Annotated in this window: 13 protein-coding genes; 7 read left to right on the forward strand and 6 right to left on the reverse strand. The window is 35.4% G+C overall.

Annotated features, from left to right (window positions below; translation table 11 throughout):
• Positions 1-81: 81 nt before the first annotated feature.
• The 4 genes from FHP04_RS04695 to FHP04_RS04710 form a co-directional block, all read right to left on the reverse strand.
• Positions 82-2,538, reverse strand: coding sequence for a zinc-dependent metalloprotease (locus FHP04_RS04695; protein ID WP_139854827.1), 2,457 nt, complete (start codon positions 2,536-2,538; stop codon positions 82-84).
• A gap of 148 nt (positions 2,539-2,686) precedes the next feature.
• Positions 2,687-4,537 carry a 30S ribosomal protein S1 gene (gene rpsA / locus FHP04_RS04700; protein WP_139854828.1) on the reverse strand — a complete coding sequence of 617 codons (1,851 nt, stop codon included), beginning with the start codon at positions 4,535-4,537 and terminating at the stop codon, positions 2,687-2,689.
• 408 nt (positions 4,538-4,945) lie between these two features.
• Positions 4,946-7,621, reverse strand: a complete 2,676-nt coding sequence (locus FHP04_RS04705; protein ID WP_139854829.1) for a DNA gyrase/topoisomerase IV subunit A — start codon at positions 7,619-7,621, stop codon at positions 4,946-4,948.
• Positions 7,622-7,758: 137 nt separating this feature from the next.
• Positions 7,759-9,609, reverse strand: coding sequence for a DNA topoisomerase IV subunit B (locus FHP04_RS04710; protein ID WP_139854830.1), 1,851 nt, complete (start codon positions 9,607-9,609; stop codon positions 7,759-7,761).
• A gap of 297 nt (positions 9,610-9,906) precedes the next feature.
• Between FHP04_RS04710 and FHP04_RS04715 the strand changes: the two genes are divergently transcribed.
• Both FHP04_RS04715 and FHP04_RS04720 read left to right on the forward strand, forming a co-directional pair.
• Positions 9,907-10,812 (forward strand): DnaJ C-terminal domain-containing protein, encoded by a 906-nt coding sequence (locus tag FHP04_RS04715; protein ID WP_139854831.1) that lies wholly within the window; start codon positions 9,907-9,909, stop codon positions 10,810-10,812.
• Complete coding sequence (locus tag FHP04_RS04720) at positions 10,812-11,102, forward strand: chaperone modulator CbpM (protein WP_139854832.1); 291 nt, start codon at positions 10,812-10,814, stop codon at positions 11,100-11,102. The genes FHP04_RS04715 and FHP04_RS04720 overlap by 1 nt, the downstream gene beginning before the upstream one ends.
• A gap of 88 nt (positions 11,103-11,190) precedes the next feature.
• Here FHP04_RS04720 and ychF read toward each other — a convergent pair whose 3' ends face one another.
• On the reverse strand, positions 11,191-12,285 hold the full coding sequence (gene ychF, locus FHP04_RS04725; RefSeq protein ID WP_139854833.1) for a redox-regulated ATPase YchF: 1,095 nt from the start codon (positions 12,283-12,285) through the stop codon (positions 11,191-11,193).
• Positions 12,286-12,484: 199 nt separating this feature from the next.
• Here ychF and FHP04_RS04730 point away from each other — a divergent pair, with 199 nt between their 5' ends.
• Together FHP04_RS04730 and FHP04_RS04735 are read left to right on the forward strand one after the other, a co-directional pair.
• Complete coding sequence (locus tag FHP04_RS04730; protein WP_139854834.1) at positions 12,485-12,961, forward strand: hypothetical protein; 477 nt, start codon at positions 12,485-12,487, stop codon at positions 12,959-12,961.
• 186 nt (positions 12,962-13,147) lie between these two features.
• A complete protein-coding gene (locus tag FHP04_RS04735; RefSeq protein ID WP_139854835.1) occupies positions 13,148-13,708 on the forward strand; it encodes a hypothetical protein in 561 nt (186 codons plus the stop codon).
• A gap of 163 nt (positions 13,709-13,871) precedes the next feature.
• Here FHP04_RS04735 and FHP04_RS04740 read toward each other — a convergent pair whose 3' ends face one another.
• A complete protein-coding gene (locus FHP04_RS04740; protein ID WP_139854836.1) occupies positions 13,872-14,222 on the reverse strand; it encodes a 4Fe-4S dicluster domain-containing protein in 351 nt (116 codons plus the stop codon).
• A gap of 63 nt (positions 14,223-14,285) precedes the next feature.
• Here FHP04_RS04740 and FHP04_RS04745 point away from each other — a divergent pair, with 63 nt between their 5' ends.
• The 3 genes from FHP04_RS04745 to FHP04_RS04755 all read left to right on the forward strand — a co-directional run bounded on the left by FHP04_RS04745 (position 14,286) and on the right by FHP04_RS04755 (position 17,556).
• On the forward strand, positions 14,286-15,335 hold the full coding sequence (locus FHP04_RS04745) for an acyl-CoA reductase (protein WP_139854837.1): 1,050 nt from the start codon (positions 14,286-14,288) through the stop codon (positions 15,333-15,335).
• 148 nt (positions 15,336-15,483) lie between these two features.
• On the forward strand, positions 15,484-16,551 hold the full coding sequence (gene serC / locus FHP04_RS04750; protein WP_139854838.1) for a 3-phosphoserine/phosphohydroxythreonine transaminase: 1,068 nt from the start codon (positions 15,484-15,486) through the stop codon (positions 16,549-16,551).
• Positions 16,552-16,602: 51 nt separating this feature from the next.
• On the forward strand, positions 16,603-17,556 hold the full coding sequence (locus FHP04_RS04755; protein ID WP_139854839.1) for a D-2-hydroxyacid dehydrogenase: 954 nt from the start codon (positions 16,603-16,605) through the stop codon (positions 17,554-17,556).
• Positions 17,557-17,656 lie beyond the last annotated feature (100 nt).

The raw sequence follows: 17,656 nt of genomic DNA on the forward strand, positions 1-17,656 counted from the left end.
TTTGAAACTATTCAATTTACTGCATAAAAAAACCTGTCTTATATAAGACAGGCTATTTTGTTTTAATAAGAAAACTCGAAATTATTTAGCGTATGGATTCAAGATAACATCAATCCTTTCACGAAGATCTAACAAATGAATCTTACTCATTCTATCTGTAGTTCTACCTAAAGCTCTTCTAATATCATTATCTAAAGCTATAAGCTCTGCTCTTGCTACCGAACGAATGTCACTTAAGTTAACATCAACTTTTGTTCTATTTCTACCTTTTTGCTCATTCGACATTAAATACGAAAGTCTATTGATGTAAACTCGCTGGAGATTTCTTCTGTAGGTATCTATAGGCGCAGCAGTTTTAAGCTCTTCGAAAATTCCTTTCCGCAAGTCTTCCATCATCTCTAATAATGAATAACTGTTTTTTCCATTAATAGATTCGTTTTCAATAATTCGAGCCAATCTTCCAAAGTCAAGAATATCATTTAGCGTTCTTTCTTGCATCTTTCTAATATTCTCAATACTTCCATCGAATTGGATTTTATTGAAGATATCATCATCCAACAACCATTCTGGAGTTGCAAATAGTTGTTCTTGTAAAAATGCCAAACTTTCTTCTTGTTTATCTTTTGCAACGTGCGTATAAACTGCACCCTCCTGATCGTAGGTTTTATAGTATTCGTAAACACCACCAATATTTGCTGTTACGTGCCCCATATACCTATTAAATTGAGCAACTACTTGATTGTACATTTCTGAAAGATCATCGTAGTTTTTACCATCTTCTCTGGTGTATTCAATAAGTTTTGGCACGAGTAATTTCAGGTTTGAAATACCGTACATACTCGCTTTTACAGCATCGTCACCCAAATCTTCAGTTTGACTACTAGGATCTATCACACCTCCCGACTGTTGTTTTCCAAATCGATACATAGGGTCAGCAGCGTGTTCTAAAATCCAAGAATCGAGAGTTTCTTTTTCCTCTTCAGCAGTTAGGTGTGGCAATGGTCTATATCCCCAATTTATTGCATACTTATCATAAACACCAATATTTGGCATTAGTGCTACATCTCCATCCCCTGGCTGAGCAATATAATTGAAACGCGCATAATCCATAATTGAAGGAGCTGTTCCGTACTTTTTAGTAAAATCTACAGAACGCAGTGAATCTACAGGGTAAGCAACACTACTTCCCATATTATGTGGCAATCCTAAGGTATGACCAACTTCGTGAGAAGAAACAAAACGGATAAGTCTACCCATAATTTCATCTTTAAAAGCTACACCTCTGGCGTCTGGATTAATTGCAGCAGTTTGCACAAAAAACCAGTTTCTCAATAATGTCATAACGTTGTGATACCAATTAATATCACTTTCCAATATTTCACCACTACGCGGATCACTTACGTGAGGCCCGTTTGCGTTTGGTATAGGAGACGCCAAGTAGCGCACCACCGAATAACGCACATCTTCTGGAGACCATTCTGGATCTTCCTCAACTGTTGGCGGATCTTTTGCTATTATAGCATCTTTAAAGCCTGCAGCTTCAAAAGCCACTTGCCAATCTTCAATGCCTTGTTTGATATATTTTCTCCATTTTACTGGAGTAGCTCTGTCGATATAATAAACAATTTGTTTTTTAGGAACTACTAGTTCTCCTCTTTCAAATGCTGCTCTATCTTCATCTCTTACTTCTAAACGCCATCTGTCAAGATATTTAACGGTTTTACTTTCATGGTTTTCCAATCCATAATCAGTTTGTCCACGAGCAAACCATCCAACGCGTTCATCAAAATAACGACGTTTCATTGGCTCTTTAGGCAGTAGCACCATACTGTTATTCATTTCAACAGAAATTGAACCTACAGCTGAATTGCTAGGCGGCTCTTTTGCCGCGTATGTTTTTACGTGACGAGACTCTATGTTTAATGGATAAGATTTAATTGTTTCGATATACGAACGCTCCTTATCCATAGTGGTAATTTTATACCTATCGCGATAATGCTTTGGCATCCCTAGCGGTCTAACGTCACTTTCAAAAAGCTTATTCACCTGAACTACAGTAGATGTACTGTCTTTACCTAAAGCCTTTACGTCGAATGTAAAAACAACAGGTTCAAAGTTTGAGTTTACAACAGCCTCATATATAGGAAGTGAATCGGCCGCAAATATTTGATGCGAAACAACGCGTAACAACACCTTGTTTGGTTTCTTTTCCCATCGAAGGACTTGGGTATTTGTTTTTCCTCCACCAAAACCAATATTAGTCGCGGTTTTAGCGATTCGGGTAACCATTAACATTTCTCTTCCAAAAAGAGAATCGGGAATTTCATAAAAAAAATCTTCTTTTACAGTATGCACTTTAAACAAACCATCGTCCGTTTTTGCATCTTTCGTTATAACCTTGTCATAAGGCTTGATTGAAGATTTGTCTTTTTCTGTTTTTGCATCGGCGCTATCTGCTTTTCCGTTTATGGCTTTTTTAGGAGCAGCACACGAAAGGATAAACAGTAACAAAAGTGGGGTAAGGGCTCTTATTTTCATATTAAAATTTAAAAAATTTGAAAATAGTCAATTTTAATATATTGGGAAATCTTTTCAGTAACAAAAGCATTAAAAGTGATAGAAACAGGCTATAACAAAAAAAGCCTTCTGTTTCCAGAAGGCTTTTTATTAGCTATAAATGCAACGATTATTTTTTACCGTCCATTTTATCTTTAAGGGCTTGAAGTGCAGAGTTTGCATCACCTAAAGTTGGTTTTGCTTCTGCTTCAGCTGCTTCTTGTTTTTTCACAGCGTCTTTTACAATCTTAGCCTCTTCTTCTTTATGAATACTCATATGTGAAGCAACCACTTTCTTGAATTCTTTGTTGAACTCAATAATTTGGAATTCAGCCTCATCACCTTTTTTCAACATTGTACCATCTTCTTTTTCAAGGTGACGGTTTGGAATGAAAGCAGTAATATCGTCATTGAAGTTTATTGTAGCTCCTTTATCTACCATTTCGTCAATAGTAGCAGTGTGCTTAGTACCAACTGCAAATTCAGCTTCATACTTATCCCAAGGGTTTTCTTCAGTTTGTTTGTGACCTAAACTTAGTTTACGTCCTTCAACATCTAACTCAAGAACAACAACATCTAGCTCATCACCAATGTTAGTGAATTCGCTTGGGTGCTTAATTTTCTTAGTCCAAGAAAGGTCGCTAATGTAGATAAGACCATCGATACCTTCTTCTAACTCAACGAATACACCGAAGTTAGTGAAGTTACGAACAATACCTTTATGGCGTGAACCTACAGGGTATTTAGTAGTAATATCAGTCCATGGATCTGGAGTCATTTGCTTAATACCAAGGCTCATTTTGCGCTCTTCTTTGTCCATAGTAAGAACAACAGCTTCAACCTCATCACCAACATTTACGAAATCTTGTGCGCTACGTAAGTGAGTAGACCAAGACATTTCGCTAACGTGGATAAGACCTTCAACACCTTCAGCTACTTCAACAAAAGCACCGTAATCTGCAATAACAACTACTTTACCTTTTACTTTATCTCCAACTTTTAACTCATCACCAAGAGCTTCCCATGGGTGAGGGTTAAGTTGCTTAAGACCTAATTGGATACGTGTTTTATCTTCATCGAAATCAAGAATTACAACGTTCAATTTTTGATCAAGTTCAACGATCTCATTTGGATGGTTGATACGAGACCAAGAAAGGTCTGTAATATGTACAAGTCCATCAACACCTCCAAGGTCAACAAATACTCCGTATGAAGTGATGTTTTTAACAACACCTTCAAGTACTTGTCCTTTTTCAAGCTGCCCGATGATTTCTTTTTTCTGCTCTTCAATATCTGCTTCGATAAGCGCTTTGTGAGAAACAACAACGTTTTTGAATTCGTGGTTAATTTTAACAACTTTGAATTCCATTGTTTTACCAACGTAAACATCGTAATCACGGATAGGCTTAACATCAATTTGAGAACCTGGTAAGAAAGCTTCGATACCGAAAACATCTACGATCATACCACCTTTTGTGCGGCATTTTACGTATCCATTTACGATTGTACCTTCGTCGTGAGCTGCATTTACGCGATCCCACGCCTTGATAGTTCTTGCTTTACGGTGGCTAAGGATAAGCTGACCTGTACTGTCCTCACGAACATCGATCAACACTTCTACTTTATCACCAACTTTTAAATCTGGATTGTAACGGAATTCGTTTAATGAAACAACACCTTCACTTTTCGCGTTGATATCGATAATTGCATCACGGTCTGTAATGTAAACTACCTTACCTTCAACAACTTCATCATCAAGTGTGTCAACGAAATTCTCAGCTACTAATTTCTCGAATTCTTCTAGTTTACCATCGTCGATAGGATCAATTCCTTCTTCGTAGTTGTGCCAGTTAAATTCTTCTAGGAATTTTTCAGGGTTGCTTTCTTTTAATGAAACTTCCCTTTGAGGCTTTGTAGATGCCTCGTTTTGAGTTGCAGTATCTTCTACTTGCACTTCTTCTTTGTTTGCTTTATCAGCCATTTGTTTGTGAAATTGATTTCTAAACTTCTAAAATTAAAATTAGAATGTTTTAAAAATCAACGTTTTGTATTCTGCGCTGTTACAAGATTTTAATGCGACTATCCCACAGAAGGGTTCTTTTTGTTTTGTTTCAATTCCTCTTAATCTTGACTCGTCGCTAAGCGGGGTGCAAAAATAATGTTTTTCTTTTGAAAATCAAAAGGTTTAGTCACAGAAAGTTAGAATTTTAGACTTTAGCTTAAAAGAAACAAAGTCAACACCCTATAAGCATGCCGATTCAAGGCAAAAACACAAGAGAACAGCTACATTACTTAAAAAATCTGATTTTCAGAATAGCCTACTATATTGAATAGATGAAGTGATTAAACCCCAATCAAACCTCATCGCATCCAGAAAATATTACAAGAGCTAAAACAGCAAGCCTTGCCCGCCTTCGTCAGTTCTTAAATCCTCGTCGTCTGAATCTTTATTAGTTTTTGAATCCCCACTATCTGAAGTCATTTTTTCTTCATCAACAACATACATTTCCTTAGCATCTCGAGGTTTTGGCAAATCGTATGGCAAAGGCTCCATAGTATTAATTTCTAAAACCTTTTCCTTAGTTAACTGATTCCCCATTGCAGTTATTCCTTTAACAGCAATAAATTCTTCTAAATTAACCTCAAGATTTTCATCTCGCTCCTGCCCTCTCTTCTTTACAAAAACCACTTCAGCCATAGGACGGTAATCGGTAAAGATTTTCTCTAAATACGAATCAGGATGATCTGTAATAATGGTTTCTTCTTTGTCTGGGTTTTCAATTAGGAATCGTTTTACGTAGAATAATTCTTTTTCACCTTCCCAATAAATAGCGCTTAACGGTTTCTTAGGATCCCATTTTTCAAGCACAATCATATCGCTATCAAAACGCAATGTTAAGTCTGGAACAACAGTCTTAACAACACCTTTTTGATTCACAATTAGCAATCGGTCTTCTTTTCTAAATTCACCTAAAAGTTCTCCACGCTCATCGACATTTAATCGCTGTACAGAATCGTCAAACCAAATTTTTCTCGGTTTTAAGGTAGAAAGCCCTTTCTCTTTCAGCTCAATTTTTTTAATTGAATATTTGGAAACAATATTTCCTTTAGAATTTCTTCCTTTTACCAATTGATCGGCAAAATCAAAGTCGAATTTTAATTTCTTTATACTACCTGTCTGACGTAAATAGATTGTCACCAATTCGGCTTCACCGTTTGGGTTTGCGGTAAAATACAACACCTTAGAACCTTTCGCTCCATTGGTCATATCATATTCTTTGTCGCGGGTAATTGACGTAACAGCAAAACGCTTAACATAACTCGAGCCACGAGCTCCGTCGCGGTAAATCATATTGTATATGGTGCGTTTATCTTTCTTTTTAAATACAGCAACGTGAATAATATTTTTACCAACAAAGGTCTTGGAATCCACTTTTGTAACCATCATTGTACCATCTTCGGTAAATACAATAATATCGTCTATATCACTACAATCGGTTACGTATTCATCGCGTTTTAAACTTGTACCCACAAAACCTTCTTTGCGATTTACATATAGCTTAGTGTTGCGAATTACAACCTTGGTCGCTTCAATATCTTCAAAAGTTCTTATCTCTGTTTTACGCTCTTTACCCTCACCATAATCCTTTTTCAATCGCTTAAAGTAATCGATTGCATATTCTATTAGGTTGTCTAGGTGATGTTTTATTTGAGCAATACTAGCTTCAAGCGCATCAATTTTTTGCTGTGCCTTATCGATGTCGAATTTAGAAATTCTTTTAATTCGAATTTCTGTTAATCGAACAATATCTTCTTCGGTAACAGCGCGTTTTAAGTGTTTTATATGAGGTTGTAATCCTTTGTCTATCGCCTTGATAACCCCTTCCCATGTTTCTTCCTCTTCAATATCGCGGTAAATTCTATTTTCAATAAAAATACGCTCTAATGAAGCAAAATGCCATTGTTCTTCTAATTCAGATAACTGAATTTCCAACTCACTTTTTAGCAACTCAACCGTGCGGTCGGTACTTAAACGAAGCATTTCAGAAACTCCAACAAAAAGAGGTTTGTTGTCTTCAATTACACATCCTAAAGGCGAAATTGAAGTTTCACAGGCTGTAAACGCATATAGCGCGTCTATAGTTTTATCTGGAGAAATTCCACTAGGTAAGTGGATTTGAATTTCAACTGCAGCAGCCGTATTATCCTCTATCTTTTTAATTTTAATTTTTCCTTTTTCATTCGCCTTTAAGATAGAGTCAATTAGCGATGATGTATTTGTTCCGAAAGGAATTTCAGTAATTATTAATGTGTTTTTATCAAGTTGGTTTATACGGGCACGACTTCTAATTTTCCCTCCGCGTAAACCATCGTTATAATTGGCTACATCCATTATTCCCCCTGTAGGGAAATCTGGATATATTTGAAACTTTTTCCCTTGTAAATGCTTTATAGAAGCATCGATTAATTCAAGGAAGTTATGTGGAAGTATTTTTGTTGAAAGACCAACTGCAATTCCTTCTCCTCCTTGATTTAAAAGTAGTGGAAACTTTACAGGTAGATTGATTGGCTCTTTTCTACGACCATCGTAAGAAGCTTGCCACTTTGTAATTTTTGGGTTGTAAATAACATCTAAAGCAAACTTTGAGAGTCTAGCTTCAATATAACGAGAAGCAGCAGCACTATCGCCCGTTAGGATGTTACCCCAGTTTCCTTGAGTGTCTATTAGCAGGTCTTTTTGACCAATTTGCACCATGGCATCTGCAATACTCGCGTCCCCGTGTGGGTGGTACTGCATAGTATGCCCAACAATATTTGCCACCTTATTGTAACGCCCATCATCCAAATCTTTCATAGATTGCATAATACGGCGTTGCACAGGCTTAAATCCATCTTCAATTGCAGGTACGGCACGTTCTAGGATTACGTAACTAGCGTAGTCCAAAAACCAATCGCGATACATTCCAGTTACTTTTTTTATAGTATCTCCGGAAGTATCGTCGTTTACGCCTAAATAATCTGGACCTGTAATTTCTTCTTCGTTATTGTCGAGTTCGTCACTCATTTTTATATGCTGTATTCTTTATTTTATATTTTCACTCAGCGCTCTCTGCGTCTTGCGGTAAACTTTCACCTAAGAGGCCGAAAGAACAATAAGGTGTATTTTTTAATAAGGACGCTATTAAGCGTGTTCTAAATAAATTATTCTTCTACTCTATCCAATTCCACTTTCAAATTATCGATAATAAACTCCTGTCTATCCGGTGTGTTTTTACCCATATAAAATGAAAGTAATTCTTCAATACTCATAGACTTATCTAGCATTACTGGATCTAAACGAATATCGTTTCCAATAAAATGCACAAATTCGTCTGGCGAAATCTCCCCCAAACCTTTAAATCGTGTAATTTCAGGCTTTGGCTTAAGTTTTTCTATAGCATTTACTCTTTCTTCTTCTGAATAACAGTAAATAGTTTCTTTCTTATTTCTAACACGGAAAAGTGGTGTTTGCAATATATACAAATGTCCTTCTTTAATCAACTCAGGAAAAAACTGAAGGAAAAATGTAATCAGCAATAAACGAATGTGCATCCCATCCACATCGGCATCCGTTGCAATTACAATATTGTTATATCGCAAGTCCTCCATGGAATCTTCGATATTCAACGCTGCTTGTAGTAAGTTAAACTCTTCGTTTTCATACACAATCTTCTTGGTCATACCATAAGTATTCAATGGTTTTCCTCGAAGTGAGAATACGGCTTGAGTATTTACATCGCGACTCTTTGTAATACTACCACTTGCAGAATCCCCCTCTGTAATGAACAGCGTAGACTCTAGATTTCTTTCATTCTTTATATCTCCCAAATGCACACGGCAATCGCGTAACTTTTTATTGTGAAGACTCGCTTTTTTAGCTCTATCCTTAGCGAGTTTTCTGATACCACTAAGCTCTTTACGCTCTCTTTCAGCTTGAACTATTTTTCGCTGAATAGCATCTGCCGATTCAGGGTTTTTATGTAGAAAATTATCGAGATTAGTTTTTACGAAATCGTTGATATAGGTTCGCACAGTTGGCAAATCGCCACCCATATCGGTAGAACCGAGTTTAGTTTTTGTTTGACTTTCAAAAACAGGCTCCATAACCTTGATACTAATTGCCGAAACGATTGACTTTCGCACGTCACTAGCATCGTAATTTTTGTTGTAAAACTCACGAACGGTTTTTACAATAGCTTCACGGAAAGCAGCCAAATGCGTACCTCCTTGCGTGGTGTTTTGTCCGTTTACAAAACTGTGATATTCTTCGCTGTATTGCGTTTTACTATGTGTTATAGCTACCTCAATATCATCACCGCGTAAGTGAATAATTGGATACGCCATATCTTCTTCACTAATAGTTTCCTGAAGAAGGTCTTTTAATCCATTTTCGGAATAGAATTTTTGTCCGTTAAAATCTATTGTTAATCCAGGGTTTAGATAAACATAGTTTTTGAGCATTTTCTCAACATACTCTGTACGGAATTTAAAATTTTTGAAGATTGTTTCATCCGGAATAAAAACCACTTTGGTCCCTTTTCTTTTTGATGATTCTTCTATCTCCAAATCATTTGTAAGCTCTCCAAGTGAAAACTCTGCAGCTTTCATTTGGTTATCTCGAACAGATTCTACTTTAAAAAATGAAGAAAGGGCATTCACGGCTTTAGTACCTACCCCATTCAATCCAACAGATTTCTTGAATGCACGGCTATCGTACTTACCTCCGGTATTCATTTTTGAAACTACATCAATCACTTTTCCTAGCGGTATTCCACGACCATAATCGCGAACTCTCACTTCTTTTTCTTTTATGCGAACCTCGATAGTTTTTCCCGCGCCCATAACAAACTCATCAATAGAGTTGTCAAGCACTTCTTTTAGAAGGATGTAAATTCCGTCATCTGGCGAAGATCCATCACCAAGCTTACCAATATACATCCCGGGACGCATACGAATGTGTTCTTTCCAATCGAGGGAGCGTATGTTATCTTCGGTATATTGTGTTTCGGCCATAAAAATTTTGTGTAGGGTTGCTAATATAAATATACGTGAGCACTTGTGAAACCAATACTTCGGAAAGTAATTAACAATAAAATGTATATTATTGTTAGTAATTAGTTTTTAGCCACTAATGCGCAAATATATTTTATACTTCTGAATAACATAACACTTATTTTAATTAAAAACAATAACATATTTTTTCCTAATCGAAAACTTTTACAGACTGCTAAACTTTTGTAAAGAATTCGGGGCTATGTTGATTGCTAGCATTTATTTTTATAACTTCATAGGCCTAATCTAATAACACAAATGGAATTTATAGATTACTACAAAATTCTTGGGCTCACAAAAAGTGCTAGTGAAGCCGATATTAAAAAAGCATATCGAAAACTCGCTCGAAAACATCATCCTGATTTAAACCCAAACGACAAGTCGGCCGAGCAAAAGTTTAAGCAAATAAACGAAGCCAATGAAGTGTTGAGCGATCCTGAAAAGCGCAAAAAATACGATCAATATGGAAAAGATTGGCAACACGCTGATTCCTATGAAAAAGCTAGACAACAACAAGGTTCACAGGGATATAGCAATCAGAGAACTTATACTAGTGGCGGACAAGGGTTTGATGAGAGTCAGTTTTCAGACTTTTTTGAATCGATGTTTGGCGGCGGTGGATTTAGTGGCGGTGGACGCAGACGAACAGCTCAATTTAAAGGTCAAGATTTGAATGCTACACTGCGATTAAATTTAACCGATATTCTTCAAGATCAAAAACAAACCATAAGTGTAGGAGATAAAAAAATTAGACTTACAATCCCTGCAGGAGTTGAAGACGGACAAACAATTAAAATTAGAGGTTATGGCGGTGAGGGAATGAATGGAGGTCCTAAAGGTGACCTATACATCACCTTCGAGATATTCAATAACACCCGATTTAAAAGACTCGAAAGCGACATTTATGCCACCGAAAACATTTCGTTGTACACTGCGCTTCTAGGCGGTGAAATAACCATAGAAACATTAAGTGGAAAAGTAAAATTGAATGTTAAGCCCGAAACTCAAAACGATACTAAAGTAAAACTCACAGGGAAAGGACTTCCTAAATACAAAAAGGACGGACAATTTGGAGATCTATACATAACATATAAGGTAGAACTTCCTAAAAACCTATCAGCAAAAGAAAAAGAACTGTTTACCGAACTTTCAAAACTGAGATAATGGCACGAGAAAAATACATACTAGTGGAACAATACTGCAAACACTCAAATATTGAAGACACTTTTATTAATAGACTTCACGAATACGGTTTGATTGTATTTGAAGAAAAGCAAAATGACCTTTTTATAGATGAGAACGATATTTCAGAAATCGAACGTATGTTTAGATTGCACAACGATTTGGGGATAAATTTTGAAGGACTTGACGTTATAAGACGAATGCTTAATCGAATGGATAAGATGGAAAAAGAAATGGATTTACTTCAGAAAAAACTCCGTTTATACGAATAGTTTCTTCAAGAAATAAATCCATCTATATTTTGATTCTTAAGCAAATAGATGAGATAAATTCAACTCACTGCTTAAATCATTTTCAGTTTTAAACATTAAATCGGAAGTGCATAATATCGCCATCTTTAACGATATATTCCTTCCCTTCTACGCCCATCTTTCCAGCTTCTTTTACTTTGGCCTCACTACCGTATGCTACGAAGTCTTCATACTTAATAACTTCAGCTCTAATAAATCCTTTTTCAAAATCTGTATGGATTACTCCCGCAGCTTGTGGTGCTGTTGCCCCAACAGGAATAGTCCAAGCACGAACTTCCTTTACACCTGCAGTGAAATACGTCTGAAGGTTTAATAGTTTATAAGCGCTTCTAATTAGTTTTGCTGAACCTGCTTCATCAAGACCTAAATCTTCTAGGAACATTTGACGCTCTTCAAAAGAATCTAATTCGGTAATATCGGCTTCAGTACCAACTGCTAAAACTAACACTTCTGCGTTTTCATTTTTTACAGCTTCACGAACTTGTTCAACATAAGCATTTCCATTTACTGCAGAGTCTTCATCAACATTACACACATACATTACTGGTTTGTCTGTAATAAATTGAGAGCCCTTAATATATTCTTCTCTTTCGTCTTCAGTTAAATCGATAGCACGAACAGATATACCGGCTTCCAAACCTGCTTTTACTTTTAATAAAGCTGCCTCTTCTTTTTGAGCTTCTTTATTTCCAGTACGAGCTGCACGTTTTACTTTTTCAAGTTTTTTATCTACAGTCTCTAAATCTTTTAATTGAAGTTCGATATCGATAGTTTCCTTATCACGGATAGGGTTTACATTACCGTCAACGTGCACAATATTATCATTATCAAAGCAACGTAAAACGTGAAGAATAGCATCGGTTTCTCTAATGTTACTCAAAAACTGGTTTCCTAATCCTTCCCCTTTACTCGCTCCTTTTACCAGTCCTGCAATATCAACTATTTCAACAGTTGCTGGAAGCACACGTTCTGGTTTTACCAATTCTTCAAGTTTCAATAACCGTTTATCCGGTACATTTACTACTCCAATATTTGGTTCAATTGTACAGAATGGAAAATTCGCACTTTGCGCCTTGGCATTAGACAAACAATTAAATAGAGTGGATTTTCCAACATTTGGCAATCCTACGATACCTGCTTTCATTTATTATATTTTTTTAGGGTAAATCAAGAAAAATTCAATTTTGATTTACGAAGGTGCAAATATACATCTTCAAAGCAGACTTTCAATAATTGATTTCAAATGGTTTTTAAAAAAAGTTTATGTTTTATTTCACTAAACTTATAGCCTATATCAGCAACTATTCATTTAATTTTACTCAATAACCTTTAATACCAATACTATGAAAAACGCAGTAATGAGTCTTGCTTTAGCCATTCTAACACTTGCTGGAGTTCAAGCTCAAGAAAACAAGACAGTAAAACAGGAGTCAACAATTAAACGTGTAGTTACTAAAAAAGGAAGTGAAGTTGAAGTAAAAGAAGTTAAAGAAACGGATACTGAAAGCGGCGCCGTAATTGTGAGTGACGACAATCAAACTAATCAGGAGTTTAGAATTGAAAGTAAAAAAAATCGCGACAATAAATTACTTACAGATGAATTGAGTACCGACGAGAAAAATGAATTGCTAATCCTTGAGAATAAAAGAAAACAAGAGGAAAAGCTAGAAGCTTCTATTAGACAACAGAAAGAGTTAGCTGCACAAAAGAGAAAAGAATTGGAACAAATTCAATTACAAAAAGAAAAGGAATTAGCCGAAAGAAGAGCTAAACTTGAAGCAAGACCAAAAAGAATGTCTAAGCTAAAAAAAAGTAATTAGGCAGCACCTTATAAAACAACTTATATAATTTCCAATTTATGGTACTCATGGTAAGGATAGTTTAAAATAGTATTCCCAAAAGTCGGTTTTCGTCAAGATTGTGAAATGATTATCAATGTTTTAGGTTTTTTTAACATTTTATGATTGTACTTTTGAATAAATCAATACAAATAACAAACAACCATTATGAAAAAAGTATTAACAATTATAGCGTTAGCAGCATTTACTACAGTTTTTGCTCAAGACAATAAGAACAAAAAACAGGAAACTATTACTACTAAAACCGCAGTTAAAAGCGAAAAAGGTGTAGATGTTTCAACTAAAGCTGTAACTAAAACTCAAAAGCAGGCAATTTCATTATCTGAAAAAGATGCCAATAGAACGAATCAAGAAATGGTAGTTCAACCTGCAACAATTAACACTGAAGTTAATTACGGTTATGAAGGAAATAGATTTAAATTCATAAATCAGCGAGATAAGGATGGTTACAGAATGATGACTGTTAAAGACAATGCAACTCACGAAGAGTATGCTATTATCAAGCCTACTTCAAAGAATGGATACTACATCATGTCTCAAAACGGGAAATCATCTTTCGGATATTTTAATGATGATGGTGATTTTGTTGTAGAGAAATACGATACCGATAAAGATGCGGTAGTTTCTGTAATCTATCGATTAAATGAAACTGGTGGTATAAAGCCAATGAAGAGTAATTCAGTAAATATCCAACAACAGGATAAATAGAATATAACTCCTCAATTCTAAAAAATGCCCTTTAAAACATAATTTAAAGGGCATTTTTCTTTATATAGATTATCTCAATTCTAATTTATCTGGAAGAACACAATTTTAAATAAACAAAAAAAGCAACCTATTGGGTTGCTTTTTCATTTAGAATCAAGAAATTTTACTCTTTATGCATAAACGCTTGTTTTGCCAATAGTTCCTCTTCACTTTCTACGTGATCGTCGTCAGGAATACAGCAATCTACAGGACAAACAGCAGCACATTGCGGCTCATCGTGGAAACCTTTACATTCGGTACATTTATCTGGAACTATGTAATATATCTCGTCGCTAACTGGTTCTTGGGTTTCATTTGCATTAACCTGTTTACCGTTTGGCAGTACTACATCACCATCTAGATCAGTACCATCGGCATAACGCCAATCGTCTGCTCCTTCGTAAATAGCTGTATTAGGGCATTCTGGTTCGCACGCACCGCAGTTTATACATTCATCTGTTATTATAATTGCCATGGTATTTACTTTTTTTAACTTTGTGCAAATTTAACGCCTATTAAGGGCAACTCCAAACTAAGTATGCAATTAAAAGATAGAATTAACGCTTTTACAGCTTTAGGTAAGTTTCTTAGAGAAATAAACATTGAATCTACACAAGAGCGTCCAGAAATAAACAACCTTAATATTGAAAGTATTCTAAAAAGAGCTGAAGCCGAAAACGGTTGGTTTACTCAGGAAAATATACACTTTGCACTTAATAGTTGGGGCAATGCTCTTTCCGAAGAAAACTTACAACAATGGATTTCTAATTATAAAATAGAATCGGTGGAACCAAAAACCGTTGCTATTATTATGGCTGGAAATGTTCCACTTGTAGGGTTTCACGATTTCCTTTCAGTATTAATTACAGGAAATAAAGCATTAGCTAAACTTTCATCAAACGACAAAACGCTTCTGCCTTTCATTGGGCAAATTTTAATTTCAATCGAACCTAGATTTAAAAATTATATTGAATTTACTGACGAACGATTAACGACATTTGATGCTGTAATCGCAACAGGAAGCAATAACACCGCTAGGTATTTTGATTACTACTTCGGAAAGTATCCTAATATTATTCGTAAAAACAGAAATTCAGTTGCTGTATTAACTGGAGAAGAAACAGAAGAAGATCTAAAGAACCTCGCTGATGATGTATTTAGATATTTCGGACTTGGTTGCCGGAATGTTTCAAAAATATACATTCCAGAAGACTATGATTTCGAGCCATTTTTTAAAGGAATGTATAGCTGGAAAGAAATAATCCATAATCACAAATACATAAATAATTACGACTACAACAAAGCTGTTTATTTAATGGACAGCTTTCCACTGCTGGACAATGAGTTTATGTTATTAAAAGAAGATTCAGGCTTCTCCTCTCCTATCTCAGTACTTTTCTTTGAAAAATACACTTCAAAGTACGCTGTGAAAAAAATACTAGAAACTGAAGCAGATAATATTCAATGCGTGGTTACTAAAGCAGGATTACCAAACGAAATTCCATTTGGAAAGGCTCAAAATCCTGAATTATGGGATTATGCAGATGGTGTGGATACAATCGATTTTTTATTGAAATTATCTGAATAAATTTCAAGTAGATACAACATTTTTAGGGTTGTATTTTGCACTTTTGCATTATAAGCTTTTAGTAAATGTAGTTTAGGCAAAACACATTAATAGATTTATTTTGAATGTTTTACAACCCTATATTTACTATCTCAAATTTACTAATTAAATGAAGAAACATAACTTTAGTGCAGGTCCGTGTATTTTACCACAACCCGTTTTTCAAAAAGCTTCTGAAGCTGTCTTAAATTTTAATGATTTAGGTCTTTCAATATTAGAAATATCGCATAGGAGTAAAGATTTTGTGGAAGTTATGGAAACCGCCCGAAATCTAGCCTTAGAACACCTCGGACTACAAGAAAAGGGATATAAAGCCTTATTTCTACACGGTGGTGCAAGTCTTCAGTTTCTAATGACGGCATACAATCTCTTAGAAAACAAAGCTGCTTACTTAAATACAGGAACTTGGAGTGATAAAGCTATAAAAGAGGCAAAGGTTTTAGGAGAAGTAGTTGAAGTAGCTAGTTCAAAAAATGAGAATTTCAATTTTATCCCGAAAAACTACAGCATACCTTCAGATGTAGATTATTTTCACTGTACAAGTAACAACACCATCTTTGGTACACAATTGCAAAGTTTCCCCGAAACTAATGCGCCTTTAGTATGCGATATGAGTAGTGATATCTTTTCTCGTCAGTTAGATTTTTCAAAATTTAGTTTAATCTATGCGGGAGCCCAAAAAAATATGGGGCCTTCAGGAACTACTTTGGTTGTTATAAAGGAAGACATTCTAGGTAAAGTTTCTCGAGCTATACCATCAATGCTTAACTACAAAATGCATATTGAAAAAGACAGTATGTTTAACACCCCTGCTGTTTTTCCAGTTTATGTATCAATGTTAACGCTACAGTGGTTAAAAGATTTAGGAGGCATTTCGGCAATTGAGAAAGTGAATAATCAAAAAGCTAAAATCCTTTATCAAGAAATAGATCGAAATCCTTTATTTGATGGGTTTGTGGTCAACAAGGAAGATCGCTCTAAAATGAATGCCACTTTTAATATTAAGAAACCAGAATTAAAAGACTCCTTTGATAGCCTAATTCAAGAAGCTGGAATAAGCGGTATTAACGGACATCGAAGTGTTGGGGGGTATCGCGCATCCATGTACAACGCCATGCCATTAGAAAGCGTAGAGCTATTGGTCGAGGTAATGAAGGATTTTGAAAAGCGCGCCTAATTCTAGAGCGAACAGAGGAATTAACGATTATAAACTCAGTAAAATATTTAAATGAAAATATTAGCGAACGACGGAATATCACAAAGCGGAATAAAAATTTTAGAAGCAGAAGGTTTTGAAGTCTTAAAAGTACACGTAGCTCAAGAACAGCTCCAAAACTACATTAATGAACATAAAATTGACGTGCTTTTAGTTCGAAGTGCAACTAAGGTAAGAAAGAATTTAATAGACAATTGCCCGTCTCTAAAAATTATAGGTCGCGGTGGTGTGGGCATGGATAATATTGATGTTGATTATGCTCTTAAAAACGGTCTAGATGTAATAAACACTCCAGAAGCATCATCTGGCTCTGTTGCCGAACTTGTTTTTGCCCATCTATTTGGAGGAGTAAGGTATCTACACGACTCTAATAGAAACATGCCTTTAGACGGCGACAGCAGGTTTAAAGAAATGAAAAAGAATTATGCAGGAGGGAGAGAACTGCGCAACAAAACCCTTGGTATTATTGGTTTTGGAAGGATTGGTCGTCAGGTTGCAAAAATAGCTTTAGGGTGTGGGATGAAAGTTATTGCAAGCGATTATGAAGTTGGAGAAGCCGATATAACTTTAGAATTTTACGACGGTCAAGAAGTAACCCTAAAAATTAAAACCGCTCCAATTGATAAATTATTAAAAAACAGTGATTTCATCAGCTTACACGTACCTTCTCAATCAGAATATTTAATCGGGAAGAATGAAATAGCAAAAATGAAAGATGGTGTAGGAATTATAAATGCTTCACGTGGAGGGATACTTGATGAAAACGCCCTTTTAGACGCTTTAGAAGATGATAAAGTATCCTTCGCAGCTTTAGATGTTTTTGAAAACGAACCTACTCCTTCAATTAAAGTTCTTATGAACGAAAAAATTTCACTTACCCCACATATTGGTGCGGCTACAAATGAAGCGCAAGATAGAATTGGAATAGAGCTCGCAAATCGAATTATTTCGATATTGAAGAAATAAGTTAAACATCACTTAAAAATCAATGAAGTAAGCTCTGTTTTTATAATACCAGTCTATTTTTACTTAACTTTACTTGAATTAATCATTTGTAAATAACCAA

The sequence above is a fragment of the Aequorivita sinensis genome (assembly GCF_006346335.1).
Taxonomy (GTDB): Bacteria; Bacteroidota; Bacteroidia; order Flavobacteriales; family Flavobacteriaceae; genus Aequorivita; species Aequorivita sinensis.

Coding starts and splice junctions, on each gene's coding strand:
- FHP04_RS04715 (WP_139854831.1), top strand. CDS start 9,907: ATGGAATTTATAGATTACTACAAAATTCTTGGGCTCACAAAAAGTGCT.
- FHP04_RS04735 (WP_139854835.1), top strand. CDS start 13,148: ATGAAAAAAGTATTAACAATTATAGCGTTAGCAGCATTTACTACAGTT.
- FHP04_RS04720 (WP_139854832.1), top strand. CDS start 10,812: ATGGCACGAGAAAAATACATACTAGTGGAACAATACTGCAAACACTCA.
- FHP04_RS04710 (WP_139854830.1), bottom strand. CDS start 9,609: ATGGCCGAAACACAATATACCGAAGATAACATACGCTCCCTCGATTGG.
- FHP04_RS04695 (WP_139854827.1), bottom strand. CDS start 2,538: ATGAAAATAAGAGCCCTTACCCCACTTTTGTTACTGTTTATCCTTTCG.
- FHP04_RS04745 (WP_139854837.1), top strand. CDS start 14,286: ATGCAATTAAAAGATAGAATTAACGCTTTTACAGCTTTAGGTAAGTTT.
- FHP04_RS04730 (WP_139854834.1), top strand. CDS start 12,485: ATGAAAAACGCAGTAATGAGTCTTGCTTTAGCCATTCTAACACTTGCT.
- FHP04_RS04755 (WP_139854839.1), top strand. CDS start 16,603: ATGAAAATATTAGCGAACGACGGAATATCACAAAGCGGAATAAAAATT.
- ychF (WP_139854833.1), bottom strand. CDS start 12,285: ATGAAAGCAGGTATCGTAGGATTGCCAAATGTTGGAAAATCCACTCTA.
- FHP04_RS04740 (WP_139854836.1), bottom strand. CDS start 14,222: ATGGCAATTATAATAACAGATGAATGTATAAACTGCGGTGCGTGCGAA.
- rpsA (WP_139854828.1), bottom strand. CDS start 4,537: ATGGCTGATAAAGCAAACAAAGAAGAAGTGCAAGTAGAAGATACTGCA.
- FHP04_RS04705 (WP_139854829.1), bottom strand. CDS start 7,621: ATGAGTGACGAACTCGACAATAACGAAGAAGAAATTACAGGTCCAGAT.
- serC (WP_139854838.1), top strand. CDS start 15,484: ATGAAGAAACATAACTTTAGTGCAGGTCCGTGTATTTTACCACAACCC.